Genomic DNA, 16747 nt, shown 5'->3' on the forward strand with positions numbered 1-16747 from the left:
TTGACTGGAGTGTCTGCGAAACCTACTTCGAGACGAAGCAGCTTCCGCCAGCCGATTTCAGCTGCGAGCAGAGACGGATTGCATCGTCCTTCGAAGAAGAAGGAATGCGCACACGATAGTAAGTGCCCTTCCCTGCGATCTCCGCCTTGACGATGTTCACGCCCTTGCCGGTCAGCAGGTTCCCGTAGCGCTGCGCCATGTCCTGATAGGATTTTTGCGCCGCTTCCACGGTCGGCTGCGAAGAAATCTGCACCGACCAGCCATCCGTACCGGTGGTCACCGGTGCGGGAGCCGGAGCCTGTGCGACAGGCTGCGTCGGCTGGCTCGGGGCTGCGGCCACCTGCGAAGACTGCTGCTGTGCAGCTGGCTGCTGCGGCGCCGCCGGCGCTGCAGGCCGCGATGTCGGCACCGGCGCCTGCACATTCGGGGCGGCGGCCGTTTCGCCGGCACCCGTCGGGGCTGTGCCGGAAGCAGGCGCATTCTCACCGGCTGCCGCCAGCCTTGCGTCAGGCGCAACCTCTTGTGCATTGCCGGTCGCAGCAGGCGCGCCCGCCGTTTCCGTCGCGGTCTGCACCGGAGCTTCCGGCTCGCGCGGAACAATCGTTCCGTCGGGACGAACCACCATGGTGCGCACGCGGCGCGGGGTCATTGCCGTCACCGGCTCACTGGTCGGCGCTGCGGTGTCGCCTGCATTCGGATCAAGACGTTCTTCCGACTTCGGTGCGGCAAGCGGAACCTCGACGGGCTCCTCTGCCGTGGACACCAGGCGCTCCTGCGCGGGATCGCTGTCCGTCTCACCACCGGTCACACGCTGATAGACCTGATTGTCCTGATTGGGGACCTGCTGGCCGCCCGGGTTTTCAGGCTTCACCTTGACCGGATCATTGTCCGCGCGAATCACCGCCGGGGCAGTGTTGTCATCGCCGCCACCGGATCCCAGTGCGAAGAAGGCAATCGCGCCAACCACGGCGACACCACCAACCGCAGCCGCGATCAGCGTGTTGCGACGGCTCTTGAGCGGGTTGGAGCGCGAGGCCGCAGCCGCAGCAGCTGCCGCTGCGGGCGCTGCCGCCTGTTCTGCCGGCGTAAATTCGTCGACGGGCTCGTCCCAGGGCGTCATGGCCGGGGCAAATCCATCTGCCGCTTCCGCACGACCGGAAACCGCCGCACCGGCATCCCTGCCCGCAGCGAAATCATCGTCGAACTCGCCGGTTTCGGCAAAGCTGTCGGCAAAGGCCGTCTCAAAGTCGAAATCGTCCTGCGGACGCCGCGGCTCATCGCCCTCAAGGGCGGCTGCGGCGTAAGCGTCTCTGGGAATGGACGATACCGGCGTTTCCTCGACCGCGCTTCTGGTCTCTGCACGCTCGGGCAGGCTTTCGCTATCGCCGAAAGCACGCGCCAGCGCCAGTTCCAGATCATCCGCCTCAGCCTTCGGCGCGGGCTCCGGCTCGCTCACGAATTCCGGGATATGAGCGGAATCGGTAACGGGAACGCGCTCATTGCCGGGAACATCGACCGTATCGATGAACGGCGTGCTGGCTTCGCTGCCGCCACCATAGCTCACAGTCGGCTGCGGCTCTTCAGGCTGCTGCCAGAACGGAATCGACGATGCCGGTGTGGTCTCGGTTGCCTCGGGCGCGACTGGCTCATGCGTCTCGACAGACTGGAGGGCCTCGGGCGCTCCAAAATCAAGATCACCCCAGTCGAAGCTCGTTTCGGGGGTCGGTTCTCTCTGCGGCTCCATGACGGGTTCCGCCACCTCCTCTTCCGCAAGAGCCCCCGCAGTCAGTTGCTGTTCGAGACTGGCCGCAAAATCCTGATCATCGCCGGCCATGTCTGCATCGACAGTACCAGACTTTTCAGCCCCCTGCGCAACGGAATTTGCGAAGGCCTGAGGCGAAAGATAGGGATCCGCACCGCCCGAAACCCGAACGGCGTCGGCAAGAGCCGCCGAAATGTCGGTGGCTGGCGGCACGTCGATTTCGGAGAATGTCGATGCAACATCCCCGGCAACGGCATCCGCCGTATCCGTGTCCTCAGAAGGCATGCTTGCCCAGGCGTCGGGCTCCGGGAACATGTCTTCATCCTCGACAGCCGCTCCAAAGCGGTCGGCGGAAGATGCAGCTTCGGCCTCCACCGGCTGTTCGGGCTGCCCGTCCGTGGGCTGTGCATCTACGTAATGCGTGTCCGCAGCCTGCGTTTCGACAGGCTGGGAGGAAGCAATGCCGTCCTGCCAGTTGTCGGCTGCAAGTGAAGCTTCAAGGTCATTGTCGAGCTGGGCAAAATCGCTCTCATCGAACGTTACGACCGGCTCCTCGGCTGGCTCCGGCGCGCTTTCCTCGATGGGCTGCTGCTCTTCCGCAGCGAAGGACGCAAACTCACGGGCGCTCGCATCAATGTCGAACTCGGAAAAATGCTGTTCGATATCGTGCGGGTCAAAAGCCGGAGGCGCTTCATGGCCCTGACGGCTCTCGGGAGCCTCGGGCGCTGCAAACGCATCGTGCTGCGGAACCTGTTCCGGCTCCGGAGCAGCGGCTGCCGGCGCACGCTCCATGGAAGGCTCAAACGACAGTTCGGGCTCTGCCATGGAAGCGGCCGGGGAAGCTGAAACGTCTGCCGACACGGCTTCCTCCACGGGCTCGAGGCGCATTTCGCTCTCAAAGCTCGCCGCAAAGGTCTCGTCGAGTTCATTTGCCATGTCGGAGGCAAGATCCACTTCGGGCTCCTGCTCCATCGCTCCGGGCTCTTCAGCCGCCGGCGGCGCTTCGAAGCGCCAGTCCTGCGTCTGCATTTCCGGACGGCTGTGGTCTTCGGCCGGTTCTTCGCGAACCTCGTCGGAAAACTCCGCCAGGTCGCCCAGCAGCTCGTTCTCAAGCTCGAGGGCGAGATCATCGCCCTCCTGCCCTGCTGCATTGCCAGAATCCTCGGCGCGCCGTGGATCATGCCCCATGATGCGGGTCAGTTCCGCAAACGGGTCATCATCAGCAAAAACGGCGCTATCCGCACGTTGGTTCGGGCTATGATCTGCCATACCTTTTTCCGCACTCACACTCGGTAGACGCCCGCGACGTCATACAATTGTCGGGTACCAGCGCAATGTGGGCAAAAGGTGACAGACGATCGCACCCCTTTCGGGATGAGATTAGCGCATCTCTGAAGGCGCCTCGGCCCCGATCAACGCAAGTCCGGATGTGAGTACATCACGAACTGCCTGCACCAGACCCAGTCTGGCGTAGGTCAATTCTGGATCGTTAACCTTAACAAAACGTAAGTCGTCTGTCTCGCTGCCGCGATTCCACTGAGCGTGGAAGAGGCTCGCCAGGTCGTAGAGGTAGAATGCCAGCCTGTGCGGCTCCATCGCCTGGGCTGCACTTTCGACCAGACGCGGGTACTCGGCGAGCTTGCGTACAAGCGCCATTTCGCCCTCGTCGGAAAGCTTCGAAAGCTGCGCCTTCATCTCCTCACGGCCGAATTCCGCAATGCCCAGTTGCTCGCTCGCCTGGCGGAAAGCCGAATGGCTGCGCGCCGATGCATACTGCACGTAGAAGACCGGATTGTCCTTGGACTGCTCGGTCACCTTCTGGAAATCGAAGTCGAGCGGCGCATCGTTCTTGCGATAGAGCATCATGAAACGGATCGGATCACGCCCGACCTCCTCCACCGCCTCGCGCAGGGTCACGAACTCGCCTGCCCGCTTGGACATGCGGACCGGCTCACCGCCACGGAACAGCTTCACGAGCTGGCAAAGCAGCACCGTCAGCTCGACCCTGTCTTCGGCCAGCGCCCGCGCCACGGCCTGAAGCCGCTTCACATAACCGCTGTGATCAGCACCCAGCACATAGATCATATGCTCGAAGCCACGATCCAGCTTGTCCTTCATATAGGCCACGTCGGCGGCAAAATAGGTGAAGCTGCCATCCGACTTCATCAGCGGACGGTCGATGTCATCGCCCACTTCGGTGGAGCGGAACAGGGTCTGCTCGCGGTCTTCCCAGTCTTCCGGCTTCTGCCCCTTCGGCGGCGGCAGCTTGCCCTTGTAGACATGGCCCTTCATGGTCAGATCGTTGATCGCGGAACGGATCGCCCCGCCATTGCCCTCATGCAGCGAACGTTCGGAGAAGAACACGTCGTGGCGGATGTTCAGCGCGGCGAGATCGTCGCGGATCATCTGCATCATGCTCTCGATCGTCCTGTCCTTGACGATCGCCATCGCGTCGGCGGACGGCATTTCCAGAAGCCGGGTGCCATATTCGTCAGCCAGCGTCTTGCCGACCGGCTTCAGGTAATCGCCCGGATAGAGACCTGCGGGGATTTCGCCGATGTTCTCGCCAAGGGCCTCGCGGTAGCGCACCATGACCGACTGGCCGAGCACGTCGATCTGCACGCCCGCATCGTTGATGTAGTACTCGCGCACCACGTCATAACCGGCGAAATCGAGCAGATTGGCCAGCGCATCGCCAACCACCGCGCCGCGGCAATGGCCCACATGCATCGGGCCGGTCGGGTTGGCCGACACATATTCCACGTTCACCTTCTCGCCCCTGCCGAGCTGCGAACGGCCATAATTCGTGCCCAGGTCGAGCATTTCGCCAAGCCGCGCCTGCCAGAAACTGTCGCTCAGCTTCAGGTTCACGAAGCCGGGACCGGCCACGGAGGCAACCGCCACATCCGGATCAGCCTCGAACGCCTTGGCGATCTTCTCACCCAGCGCGCGCGGATTGTCGCCAACGGCCTTCGCCAGCACCATGGCTGCATTGGTCGCCACATCGCCATGGCTGGCGTCTCGCGGCGGCTCCACGGCGACGCGCGAAAGGTCAAGCGGCTCACCGTTGCTGGCCTGCAGGCCAAGGGCTTCAATGGTCTTTGCGACCCGATCCGAAAAATCGGCGAAAATGTTCATGGACGATGTCCTGAAAAAGGTTCGGTTGAAAGGTACCGTCCGCCCGGTGGCGGAATTGCGGTTGGCACTAGCTCAATTCAGGAGTCTGGTCAAACAGACGTCGGTGTTCCTTCACCGCGTAGGTGTCGGTCATGCCGGCCAGAAAATCGGCCACATGCCGCGCCTTTTCAGCGTCTTGCGCCACATCCAGCCCCTCGCGCCAGCCCTCAGGCATTTGGCGTGGATTGTCGAAATAGGCGTCGAACAGGTCCTTCACGATGCGGTCGGCATTGGCCCGCACCGCCACAACCGTCTCATGCCGGTAGAGATTGGCGTAAAGGAAGCGCTTCAGCTCCTTTTCATCCGCCGCCATGCCGTCGGAGAAGGCCACAATCGTCTGTCCCGCATCGTGCACATCGTCCGCATTCGCGGGCTTCAGTTCTTCCAGACGCTGCCTTGACGCCACGATCACATCCTCGACCATCACCGTGATCTGCCGGCGCATCAGCTCATGCCCGCGCCGCACCGGATCGAGATCGGGATAGCGTTCCTCAACCGCGCTCAGAATTCTTCCCGGCAGGCCAACGCCCGCCATCATGTCGAGCGTGAGCAGGCCCGAGCGCAAACCGTCGTCGATGTCATGGGCGTTATAGGCAATGTCGTCGGCAATGGCCGCGCACTGGGCCTCGATGCCCGCATAGCGTGCCAGCTCCAGATCGTGCCGCGCCACATAATCCAGAATGGGCTGCGGCACCGGCCCCTCGAGCCCCCTGCCCTGTGCATCCATCAGAGGGCCATTGTGCTTCACCAGCCCTTCCAGCGTTTCCCAGGAAAGGTTCAGCCCGTCGAACTCGGCATAGCGGTTCTCAAGTTCCGTCACGATCCGCAGCGACTGGGCGTTGTGATCAAACCCACCCCAGCGCGCCATGCATTCGTCGAGCGCATCTTCGCCCGTATGGCCGAATGGCGTGTGGCCGAAATCGTGAACCAGCGCGATGGCTTCCGCCAGATCCTCGTCGCAACACAGCGCCCGCGCCAGAGCGCGGGCGATCTGCGCCACCTCGATGGAATGGGTCAGCCGCGTGCGGTAATGGTCGCCCTCATGGGCGATGAAAACCTGCGTCTTGTGCTTCAGCCGGCGAAAAGCGGTCGAATGGATGATCCTGTCGCGGTCGCGCTGGAAAGGCGTTCGTGTCGGGCTTTCCGGTTCTGCAAAAAGCCGCCCGCGCGAGGCCGCCGGGTCCGTGGCGTAAACCGCCCTTGGCCGATACCCGAAGCCGATATCCCGCAAACCCTGTTCACTGTTCATGATCCGCCACACCGTTGGGGCAGACCGTTTCAGGCCCGCCGCTGTTGCTGTTTCAACCCCAACCGCACCACTCGGACAAACCCGACTGCGTTGCTCAGGTTGACTTGCCGCCTGCGGCTTCATACCTATTCCATGAACACGAACGCAAGGTGACCGTCAGGACAACCACCATGGGCATTGACGCGGGAACGGAAATGAAGAGCGTTGAACTGACCGAGGCTGCGGCCCGGCGCATTACCAGCATCCTCAAGGACGAGCCGGGCAAGATCGCCCTGCGCGTGTCCGTCGAGGGCGGCGGCTGCTCCGGTTTCTCCTACGCATTCGACTTGGTCGGCGAGCGCAATGAGGACGACCACGCCATCGAGCGGGACGGAGCCACCGTCCTGATCGACGATCTCTCGCTGGTCTATATGGGCGGCTCGGTGATCGATTTTGTCGACGACCTGATCGGCCAGTCCTTCCAGATCAGAAACCCGAACGCCGTCGCCTCCTGCGGCTGCGGAACCAGTTTCTCCATCTGATCCAAAAATCCCTTTCAGAAAAAAGCGTCGCGCCCCCTGCGCGGCGCTTTTTTTTCGTGCGCATTTTCCGGCGCATTCTTTCCGTGGGCGCTCTGTCACAGCCAAAACCCGATTGACGCAGAGGCTGAACCCGTTACAAGGGCGACCGCCTCAATGAGGTATTTTTATTCAAGTATATATTTGTTTTAAAAGGTTATTTCATGAACAGACGAGATATGGCGGGGCTTCTCGTGCTCCCCGCATTGCTGGCGTCAATGCACACGCCCGCCCGCGCCGACGATCAGGCTCCGAAGGCCGATTACCAGCGGGTCCAGCCGCTCCTCGACACGAAGAGCACCATCCTTGATCAGAAGCTCATCTACCCGAATGGCGAGGCCGAGCTGAAGGCGGTCGTGGTCACGCTGATGCCGGGCGAGGAAACCGGGCGTCATATGCACACGGTTCCCCTGTTCGGTCACATTCTGGAAGGAGAACTCGCCATCCAGTACGAAGGCGAGGAAGAGAAGACCTTCAAGGCCGGCGACAGCTTCATCGAAGCGCTCAACACCTGGCACAATGGCCGCGTGGTGGGCGACAAGCCGGCCCGCATTCTCGCCGTCTTCATCGGCAACGCAGAAACGCCGCCCGTCATCCGCCCCTGACAGCGCGCGGCCCCGACGATTTTGCGTCTTCGGGAGCAAGCCCCCCCGAAGACGCGTGCGGCTTACGCTTCGTTCTCGCCCCCGACCTCTTCAGGCAGGATCAGGTTAAGGACGATGGCCAGGAATGCCGCCGGCAACAGGCCGGAGGTCAGCAGGATCTGCGCCGTCTTCGGCAGGTGCTGGAGTGCTGCCGGCTCCATCTGAAGCCCGAGCCCGACCGAAAGCGACACGGCGAAGATCACCATGTTGCGGCGGTTCCAGTTCACTTCCGAAAGCATGTTGATGCCCGCTGCCGCAACCATGCCGAACATCACGATCACGCCGCCACCCAGCACCGTGATCGGCACGGTCGAGATGATTGCGCCCACCTTGGGGATCAGACCGCAGACAATCAGGAAGACCGCGCCGCAGGTCACCACATGCCGGCTCATCACGCCCGTCATCGAGATCAGGCCGACATTCTGGCTGAACGAGGTGTTCGGCAGACCGCCGAAAATGCCGCCAATGGCCGTTCCAAGACCATCCGCATAGGTCGCACCGGAGATTTCCTTCTCCGTCGCCTCACGGCCCGCACCACCCTTGGTGATGCCCGACACGTCGCCCACGGTCTCGATGGCCGAGATGACCGCCATGAAGCACATGCCGATGATTGCGGGCGCAGCCAGTTCAAAGCCCCATTTGAAGGGAACGGGAACTGCCATCCAGGATGCATTGCCCACATTGGAGAAGCTCACCATCCCCATGGCGAGCGCGACCACATAGCCGGCGATGAGGCCCAGAAGCACGGCTGCAATCGACCACATGCCGCGCGCGAAGAATTTTAGAAGAAGCGTCACGACAACCACGACCAGCGCCACGCTCCAGTTCTGAAGGCTGCCATATTCCGGCTTGCCGATCAGCGGCACGCCGCCTGCCGAATACTGGATGCCCACCTGAATGAGCGACAGGCCGATCATGAGAACGATCAGGCCGGTCACCAGCGGCGGCAGCGCAAAGCGCAGACGTCCGACAATACTGCCCAGGAAGAAGTGGAAAATGCCGCCGATCACGACACCGCCCATCAGCGCGCCCATGGCGGCCACGCCCTGCCCGGCCACGACCGGGATCATCACCGGCAGGAAGGCGAAGCTCGTGCCCTGCACGATCGGCAGCCTTGCGCCCACCGGGCCCATGCCAATTGTCTGAAACAGCGTCGCGATGCCCGCAAACAGCATCGCCATCTGGATCATGTAGATCAAATTCGGAAAATCGGGCGAGTTGGAGCCAAAACCGAAACCGGCCGCTCCCGCCACGATAATGGCCGGCGTGACGTTCGAAACGAACATCGCCAGCACATGCTGAATGCCCAGCGGCACCGCCTGCATCAGCGGTGGCGTATAATCTGGATTGCTCAAATCGGCCCGCGATAAAGCATCGCCGGCGCGCTCCATTGTCTGTGTCATTTCGTTCCCCGGTTGTGTTTCAGATTTTCTGAAATCTTTTCTTGAAATCATCGGGCACAATGGGGCGCGCAACTATCTATAATTTTTTGAAAGACAGACACGGATTCAAACAGTAAGCGTCCGCAGCATTGAAGCTTTTCGCGAAGGAAATTCTTCAGCTTTTTCTGTTTGGATCGCCTTGTTCCCAGCCCTGACGGGACCGGGCTCACATGAGCCCGGTCCCACCGTTCAAAATCAATGCCAGCCCGCGGAAAGACGCCGAACGCCTGATGCTGCCACTCCAAGCCCTCAAGAGATCCGCTCGCTACGCGTTGATCCGGGCTGGCCTGGAAGGTTCAGCCATTGCCCTAAGAACAGGCCTGCCATCGAAAACGCCGGCACGCGGCGTCATCTTCGCCCTGCATCACGTGGATCCGCAGACGCCGCCAGGCTGGACGCCCAATGCGTGGCTCAGCATCACACCCGCTTTTCTTGAAGAAGCGATCAACGCCGCGCGCGCGCAGGGGCTCACCCCCATCGCGCTCGAAGACCTGCCCGAACGCCTGGCCGACGAGAGCGACACACGCCGCTATGTTTCTTTCACGCTCGATGACGGTTATCGCGACAATGCCCGCTTTGCCGCGCCCGTGTTCCAGCGTCACGGCATTCCCTACACGATCTTCATCACCTCGGGCTTCGTCGAGCGCAGCCGCTCGATCTGGTGGAAGACGGCGCAGGAAATCACCATGTGCTGCGAAACGGTCGACCTCGCACGCATCGGCATCGATGGGCGCGTGAGCGCCAGCACCCGCATGGCCAAGATCGCCCTGTTTGACCGGCTGTCGGATCTCGTGACGGATGCGCAGGACGAAGACGCGGCAATCGCGCTGCTGGACGATCTTGCGCAGGCCCATGGCGTCAATCCGCTGGAGATCACCGAACGCCTCACCATGAGCGCGGAAGAGCTTGCCGATCTTGCAGGCGATCCGCTTGCCCGTTTCGGCGCACACACGCTGACCCACGCCAATCTGCGCAAGGTCGATGACGCCCGCCTCCATCAAGAGCTTTCCGCCTCCGCCTCGAAGCTTCGCGGCTATGTGGGCGTTTCTCCCACGACCTTCGCCTATCCATATGGCTATCCGTCCGCCGTCGGCGCACGCGAAATCGCCGCCGTGGAACAGGCGGGCTTTGCCGCTGCGGTCACCACGCAGCCCGGTCTGCTCTCGCCCGGCGCACGCGACGCGCTCGCAGCCCTGCCCCGCGTCTCGCTCAACGGGTTCTATCAGCGCCGCCGCTATGTCGAGGCGCTTCTCTCCGGCCTGCCCTTCCGCCTGCGAGGCAACCCGGCCGCGCAATAGAGCGCGCAAGGCATGGTCTGTCAGTATCCTGCACAAGGCGGTTGCGGCCCCTTCCCGTCCAACCTAAGAAGAGGTTGAGCTGTGGAAGGACCCCCATGAAGATCGCTACCTGGAACATCAATGGCGTCAAGGCGCGCATCGACAATCTGCTGCACTGGCTCAGCGAGTCCAGCCCGGACATCGCCTGCCTGCAGGAGATCAAATCCGTCGACGAACTGTTCCCGCGCGAGGCCATCGAGGCGCTCGGCTACAATGTCGAGACCCATGGCCAGAAGGGCTTTAACGGCGTCGCCATTCTTTCCAAACTGCCTTTCGACGAGGTCAACCGCCGCCTGCCCGGCGATGACAGCGACGAACAGGCCCGCTTCATCGAAGGCGTCTTCTCCACCGACAAGGGCGTTCTCAGGGTCGTGTCGCTCTACCTGCCCAACGGCAACCCCGTCGACACCGAGAAATTCCCCTACAAGCTTGGCTGGATGGAGCGACTCGAGCGCTGGAGCGCAGAGCGCCTGAAGCTGGAAGAACCGCTCGTTCTTGCCGGCGACTACAACGTCATTCCCGAGCCCGAAGATGCGAAAAACCCGGACGCCTGGGTGGGTGACGCCCTGTTCAGGCCCGAAAGCCGCCAGGCCTTCCGTCGTCTCGGCGCACTCGGCTTCACGGACGCACTGCGCGCCGTCAATGATGAGGCCGGCGTCTACACATTCTGGGATTATCAAGGTGGTTCCTGGCAGAAGAACAACGGCATCCGCATCGATCACCTGATGCTGTCGCCGGAGGCCGCAGACCATCTGGGGTCCGTCACGGTGGAAAAGCACACGCGCGGCTGGGAGAAACCTTCCGATCACGTGCCGGTCGTTGTTGATCTGAAGCTCAACCCCGCCTGAGGCAAACGCCCCGCATTCTGCCCCTTGGGGTCCTGCCCCTCAAAGCCCCTTGATGGCCCGCGCCGCGCTTGCGTGCTATCATTTGCGGGTTATGGGCATGTTCCGGTCCTTCCCGGTCGTCGCACTGGCGACAACACTCTGCCTGCCGGTCGCAGCATCTGCTGCGCCCGAATGTGCGTGCCGCGCCAATGGCAAGACCTTCGCGCAGGGCGAAACGGCCTGTCTGGCAATGCCGGACGGCCCGCGCCTCGCGCGCTGCGAGATGGTGCTCAACAATTCTTCATGGAAGGTTCTGGATCGCCCCTGCGTTGAGACGGCAAGGCTTCCAGAGAAACTGTCTTATCCGACAGTCACGCGGCTCAGCGCCGCAACCAGCGGGAAATAGCCCCGCCGGGTTTCATGCTTCAGTCGAAGCCGTTTTCGCGCAAATCATGCGCCAGTGCGATTGCCGTGCGGCGATCCGATTCGCCGGCCAGCGCAAAGGCCTGCTCCTGCATACCGCGGATCCAGCCCACGTCGTTTGGTGCGGCATGGTCGAGCGCAGCGGTCATCATCGCCAGCCCCTTCACCACGCGCCCGCTCTCGAACAGGATGTGTCCGAGCATCGCCTGCGCGCCGGAATGGCCCTTTTCAGCAGCCAGCTGGAACCAGCGGGCAGCCTGCTGCACGCTCTGTGCAACGCCCTCGCCGTTCAGGAACATTCGGCCGACCTGATACTGCGCCTCGGAATTGCGATAGGTCGCAGCCGCACGCATGAAATGTTCCTGCGCGGCCAGCGGATTGGCGCGGATCGGGCTGTCGGGAATGCCTGCCTTGAGATATTTGCCAAGCGCCACAAGCGCATCGGAAATGTAGGTCTCGTCGGGGCTGCCCGGACGCACTTCCTGCTGCGCAACCGCAGAGAAGAACTTGAAGGCTTCGTAGTCGTTGCGCGCAACGCCATCGCCTTCGGCATACATGCGCGCCAGTTTCCAGCGCGCGCCGACCTGACCGTTTTCAGCGGCGTAGCGATAGGCCTCGACGGCTTCCTGCTTTTCGCCGCGCTTGTAGGCAGAGAAGCCGAAGCGGAACACGGCCCACGGGCTGCGCTTCTCCGGCTCCTGGATCACGGCGTTCTCGTCGAGCGCGTAAGCGGCTCCCGGTAGCGCCACGAAGGACGCTACCAGGCCGGCAAGAACAGCTGTTTTCCCTGCTTCAAATATCCGCATAACAGTGCGTTTCTTTCTTAGCCCCGGGATGGGTCACCGCGCCATCGCGAGCCGGACCAACCGTCTGGGCATACTTCCAGATCGCGCCCGACTGATAGTCTGTCTCACGCGGTTTCCAATCCTTGGCGCGCTCTGCGAGTTCTTCATCGCTGAGCGCCACGTCGATCGTGCCGTCAACGGCATTGATCGTGATCATGTCGCCATCCTTCAGAAGACCGATCGGTCCACCGACCGCAGCCTCAGGCCCGACATGGCCGATGCAGAAGCCGCGCGTTGCGCCGGAGAAACGGCCATCGGTGATGAGCGCAACCTTGTCGCCCATGCCCTGGCCGTAAAGTGCGGCCGTGGTGGCAAGCATCTCGCGCATGCCGGGTCCGCCCTTCGGGCCTTCGTAACGGATGACGAGCACTTCGCCTTCCTTGTAGTTCCGGTTCTGAACGGCTGCGAAGCATTCCTCTTCGGAATCGAAGCAGCGCGCCGGGCCCGTGAACACCAGGTTCTTCATACCGGCGACCTTCACGATTGCACCTTCCGGAGCCAGATTGCCCCTGAGGCCAACCACACCGCCGGTCTTCGTGATGGGGTTATCCGCCGAACGAACGACGTCCTGTTCTTCATTCCACGGAACATGCTCCATGTTTTCGGCAATTGTGCGGCCAGTCACCGTCAAGCAATCACCGTGTAAGTAGCCATGCTCCAGAAGCGTCTTCATGAGGAGCGGAATACCGCCGGCCTCGAACATGTCCTTGGCCACATATTTGCCGCCCGGCTTCAGGTCGGCAATGTACGGGGTCTTCTTGAAGATCTCGGCCACGTCAAACAGCGTGAAGTCGATGCCGACCTCGTTTGCAATCGCCGGCAGGTGCAGCGCGGCGTTGGTCGAACCGCCCGAAGCGGCAACCACGGCAGCGGCATTTTCCAGCGCCTTGCGGGTAACGATGTCGCGCGGGCGGATCTGCTTGGCGATGAGTTCCATCACCTTTTCGCCGGCGGCGTAGTTGAACCGGTCACGCATCTCGTAGGGAGCCGGCGCGCCACAGGAATAAGGCAGCGCAAGGCCGATGGCCTCGGCAACCGTCGCCATGGTGTTGGCGGTGAACTGCGCGCCGCAGGAACCGGCCGACGGGCAGGCAGCCTGCTCGATTTCGGTCAGGTCGGCGTCGGAGATCGAACCGACCGAGTGCTGGCCAACGGCCTCGAACACATCCTGAACGGTGATCTGGCGACCACGGTAATTGCCGGGAAGGATCGAACCGCCATAGATGAAGACGGACGGCACGTTGAGGCGAACCATCGCCATCATCATGCCCGGCAGCGACTTGTCGCAGCCGGCGAGGCCCACGATCGCGTCATAGCAATGGCCGCGCATGGTCAGCTCGACCGAGTCGGCGATGACCTCACGCGACACCAGCGACGACTTCATGCCCTGGTGGCCCATGGCGATGCCGTCGGTCACGGTGATGGTGGTGAATTCGCGCGGCGTGCCATGGGCGGCTGCAACGCCTTTCTTGACCACCTGCGCCTGACGCATAAGCGAAATGTTGCACGGCGCTGCCTCGTTCCAGCAGGTGGCGACACCCACGAGCGGCTGCGCGATCTCGTCCTCCGAAAGCCCCATGGCGTAAAGATAGGAGCGATGCGGCGCCTTTGCCGGGCCCACAGTCACGTATCGGCTTGGAAGTTTGTCTTTCGAAATTGCTTTAGCGTCCATAACTACCCCATCCGCAGCGCGCGGCATTCTCCTGAACATTCGGTTTTATCCCGAGCGCCATCGAGCATTTTCGATGCGCCGGGTTTATGGCGGGAAATTGACGTTCCGTCCCACGCTAGTCTTAGCCGAATGCTTATTGAGAAACTGTTGCCAAATGGGCACAGAAGTCTGTGCGTAGACTTCGGGGTGTCGGACAGGGCGAAAACACGCCCTGCCCCGGAGCGTCAAATCAGGACCGAGCCCGTTGTTCTTCACGCTTGCGCGCAAGGATGGAGATCACGACCGACCCACCGATCAGGAGCGCCGTAACAGAGAGTGCCACCGGCGACGGGATCTTGATCCAGTGCGCGATCAGCATCTTGAAGCCGATGAACATCAGCACGAGCGACAGGCCCGTCTGGAGGTATTTGAAATTGCGCATCATGCCCGAAAGCACGAAGAACATGGCGCGCAGCCCCATCACCGCAAAGACGTTGGACGAGAAAACGATGAAGGGATCGTTCGAGATCGCCAGCACCGCAGGGATCGAATCCACCGCGAAGATGAGATCGGTGAACTCCACCGTGACCAGAACCACGAAAAGCGGGGTCATGTAGAGAAGGCCGTTGCGCCGCGTCAGGAAGCGCGAGCCTTCATACTCTTCCGTCACGCGTCCGGTGCGCATCAACAGCTTCACCACCCGGCTTTCGCCGGGGTCCACCATTTCGTCGTCGGACGTCATCATCTTGAAGCCGGAGAAAACCAGCAGCGCGCCAAGCGCCATGCCGATCACCATGAACTGATCAACGAGCTTCACGCCCGGCACGATCAGCGAGAGACGCATCACGATCGCGCCAAGAATGCCGTAGAAAAGAACCCGGTACTGGGCCTCCGACGGCACTTTGAAATAGGTGAAGATGAGCGCGATGACGAAGATATTGTCGAGCGAAAGCGCCTGCTCGACCAGATAACCGGTCAGAAATTCGGCGCCACGGTCCTTGCCGCCGAAGTAGAACACGCCTGCTGCAAAGACCATGGCGAGCGCCACATAGCCCGCAACGGTTTTCATCGCCTCACGCGTGGTGATCACGTGATCGCGGCGATGCAGGACAAAAAGGTCGAAAAAGAGAATAACGGCCACAAAAGCTAGAAAGCCGGGCCAGAGCCAATCATGGGTTGTCATTGGAAGGATACGAGGTTTGCGCCGCGTTTGCGCGTTGTCGTTCGATCCGACATCACAGGCAACGCCTTGCCTGCCAGAGGGGCCCGGACCGGGTGACTGCCTCTTATGTGCTGCAAAATCCGGCGCAGTACAAGCCTTCGCGTCCGCCGAACCGCCCAAGCCATGCAAAAATGCATGGCATTTTCACCCCTTCTCCAAACAAAAAGACCCGGCCGAAGCCGGGTCTCGAAAAGCAGTCTGCGCGACGCGCTACCACTTCACCGAATAGTTGGCAGAAAGAATGCCGGCCCAACCCGAATCCACGGAAGCACCCCGCTCATTAGAATCCGCGGCATAGGCGCTTGCCGATGTCAGGTAAGATAGCGCAGCACCAAGGCGCAGTTCGCCGCCGAGATCGTCCTTGACTGCAAGACCGGCCGCCAGCAACCACTTGTCAGAGCGGAAGTCGTATCCAGTGGCAACACCACGGTCCCACTGCAATGAAACAAGTCCCGATATCTTTTCATTGAAGGAATGACCGACACCGCCGGTGACAGTCCAACCATCACGCCAGTAGTACTGGTTCTTCGAAGCTGCCAATGCAGTGACCAAGTCTAGAGTCTGGTTCACCGACCAGTCGGTCCATTTCACCGAACCAAAAGCCAGCCAACCAGGCGCAATGCCCGATTGCATGCGCAACTCGACACTCTGAGGCAGCTCTCCTCTGCCGAACGCCGGTCCGATGGGACGGCCACCAAAGGTCGCTGCGCCCTCAGCTTCATGCTTTGTACCCGAACGGTAAAGCAGTTGCGCGCGAAACGCGATATCCGGAATGTCGTAACCGATACCTGCACGCCAGCCATAGGCGGAGCTGTCCAACTCAACACCTAGAGGCATACGAACGCCCGCTCGAACCAGCGGGGCCGCCGCAAGCGCGTAATCAAACTTCTCGACAAACGCACCACCAAGAACAGCCAGCCGTCCAGGGCCAATTGGCATGAAGGCAGCACACGTCGCGCCAAACTCAGTCACAGTGAAATCCTCTGAGACCTTTGACGACGGTCCAAAAGGAGCAATATAGCCCGACTTCGCGCCATAGGCGTCCACATAGGTACCTGCGCATGCCAAATGCTCGCCAAAGCTCAGCTTAACGGCCCCAGAGGGGATCGCGTAGGTTTCCAGATAATCAGTGCCGACCACCGCAGTGTTTGTCGCACCACCTACATCCGTTTTAATCTTCTGTGTGGGGATCACGATGATCGCCCCGGCACGCATATTGAAATTCCCATCCTCGTAGAGAATTTCAGTGTCTGCAACACCACGCGAGAAACCGCCAGCGTGAGCTGTGCCGATTGCCGCAGCCAGAACGGACGCTGCCGAAACAAAGCGAACAAAACCCATGAGAACCCTCTCCTCCAATTGTCCGATGGGAGGATAGCAGCGCCATGCCCCACCACAATTGGCCTTTGTACAGTTTGTCGCACCTCACGCTTACGTCAACGTAATACCCCTATTGAATAGGCAGGCGACAGCGGTTGCGGTTAGCCTGAGTCTTGCCATCCACGCCTTAAAAAACCCCTGAATCTGACACATTCTGACATGGCGAGCATCACAAATGACGCCAGTGTTGCACAGGCGCAACACAACCTTGAGTTCTTCAAGAAACTGTCA

The 16747-nt window shown here is 61.4% G+C and carries 13 protein-coding genes; 5 read left to right on the plus strand and 8 right to left on the minus strand.

Features of this window, described 5'->3' with window-relative positions; translation table 11 throughout:
• Positions 1-22 precede the first annotated feature (22 nt).
• The 3 genes from DEJ54_RS16265 to DEJ54_RS16275 all read right to left on the minus strand — a co-directional run bounded on the left by DEJ54_RS16265 (position 23) and on the right by DEJ54_RS16275 (position 6188).
• Positions 23-3031, minus strand: a complete 3009-nt coding sequence (locus DEJ54_RS16265) for an SPOR domain-containing protein (protein ID WP_113155479.1) — start codon at positions 3029-3031, stop codon at positions 23-25.
• 111 nt (positions 3032-3142) lie between these two features.
• A complete protein-coding gene (gene argS, locus DEJ54_RS16270) occupies positions 3143-4900 on the minus strand; it encodes an arginine--tRNA ligase (protein WP_113155480.1) in 1758 nt (585 codons plus the stop codon).
• 67 nt (positions 4901-4967) lie between these two features.
• Positions 4968-6188, minus strand: coding sequence for a deoxyguanosinetriphosphate triphosphohydrolase (locus DEJ54_RS16275; protein WP_113155481.1), 1221 nt, complete (start codon positions 6186-6188; stop codon positions 4968-4970).
• Between the two features lie 170 nt (positions 6189-6358).
• On the opposite strand from DEJ54_RS16275, the gene erpA reads away from it, so the two are divergent.
• Positions 6359-6709: an iron-sulfur cluster insertion protein ErpA gene (erpA, locus tag DEJ54_RS16280; protein WP_113155482.1), complete on the plus strand. Its 351-nt coding sequence runs from the start codon at positions 6359-6361 to the stop codon at positions 6707-6709.
• 200 nt (positions 6710-6909) lie between these two features.
• Entirely contained in the window at positions 6910-7350 is a 441-nt protein-coding gene (locus tag DEJ54_RS16285; protein ID WP_224873587.1) for a cupin domain-containing protein, read from the plus strand.
• Between the two features lie 62 nt (positions 7351-7412).
• Here the strand turns inward: DEJ54_RS16285 and DEJ54_RS16290 are convergent, their stop codons facing one another.
• Positions 7413-8792 carry a uracil-xanthine permease family protein gene (locus tag DEJ54_RS16290; protein ID WP_113155483.1) on the minus strand — a complete coding sequence of 460 codons (1380 nt, stop codon included), beginning with the start codon at positions 8790-8792 and terminating at the stop codon, positions 7413-7415.
• Positions 8793-9061: 269 nt separating this feature from the next.
• On the opposite strand from DEJ54_RS16290, the gene DEJ54_RS16295 reads away from it, so the two are divergent.
• The 3 genes from DEJ54_RS16295 to DEJ54_RS16305 all read left to right on the plus strand — a co-directional run bounded on the left by DEJ54_RS16295 (position 9062) and on the right by DEJ54_RS16305 (position 11401).
• Entirely contained in the window at positions 9062-10129 is a 1068-nt protein-coding gene (locus tag DEJ54_RS16295; protein WP_113155484.1) for a polysaccharide deacetylase family protein, read from the plus strand.
• 95 nt (positions 10130-10224) lie between these two features.
• On the plus strand, positions 10225-11016 hold the full coding sequence (gene xth / locus DEJ54_RS16300) for an exodeoxyribonuclease III (protein ID WP_113155485.1): 792 nt from the start codon (positions 10225-10227) through the stop codon (positions 11014-11016).
• Between the two features lie 97 nt (positions 11017-11113).
• Positions 11114-11401 carry a hypothetical protein gene (locus DEJ54_RS16305; protein ID WP_162742325.1) on the plus strand — a complete coding sequence of 96 codons (288 nt, stop codon included), beginning with the start codon at positions 11114-11116 and terminating at the stop codon, positions 11399-11401.
• Positions 11402-11420: 19 nt separating this feature from the next.
• Here the strand turns inward: DEJ54_RS16305 and DEJ54_RS16310 are convergent, their stop codons facing one another.
• The 4 genes from DEJ54_RS16310 to DEJ54_RS16325 form a co-directional block, all read right to left on the minus strand.
• Positions 11421-12224 carry a tetratricopeptide repeat protein gene (locus tag DEJ54_RS16310; protein WP_113155487.1) on the minus strand — a complete coding sequence of 268 codons (804 nt, stop codon included), beginning with the start codon at positions 12222-12224 and terminating at the stop codon, positions 11421-11423.
• Positions 12211-13935 (minus strand): dihydroxy-acid dehydratase, encoded by a 1725-nt coding sequence (ilvD, locus tag DEJ54_RS16315; RefSeq protein WP_113155488.1) that lies wholly within the window; start codon positions 13933-13935, stop codon positions 12211-12213. The genes DEJ54_RS16310 and ilvD overlap by 14 nt, the downstream gene beginning before the upstream one ends.
• Before the next feature lie 229 nt (positions 13936-14164).
• On the minus strand, positions 14165-15097 hold the full coding sequence (locus DEJ54_RS16320) for a TerC family protein (protein WP_113155489.1): 933 nt from the start codon (positions 15095-15097) through the stop codon (positions 14165-14167).
• Positions 15098-15346: 249 nt separating this feature from the next.
• Complete coding sequence (locus DEJ54_RS16325) at positions 15347-16477, minus strand: outer membrane protein transport protein (RefSeq protein WP_113155490.1); 1131 nt, start codon at positions 16475-16477, stop codon at positions 15347-15349.
• Between the last annotated feature and the right edge of the window lie 270 nt (positions 16478-16747).

The sequence above is a fragment of the Nitratireductor sp. OM-1 genome, from assembly GCF_003296175.1.
GTDB classification, from domain to species: domain Bacteria; phylum Pseudomonadota; class Alphaproteobacteria; order Rhizobiales; family Rhizobiaceae; genus Nitratireductor; species Nitratireductor aquimarinus.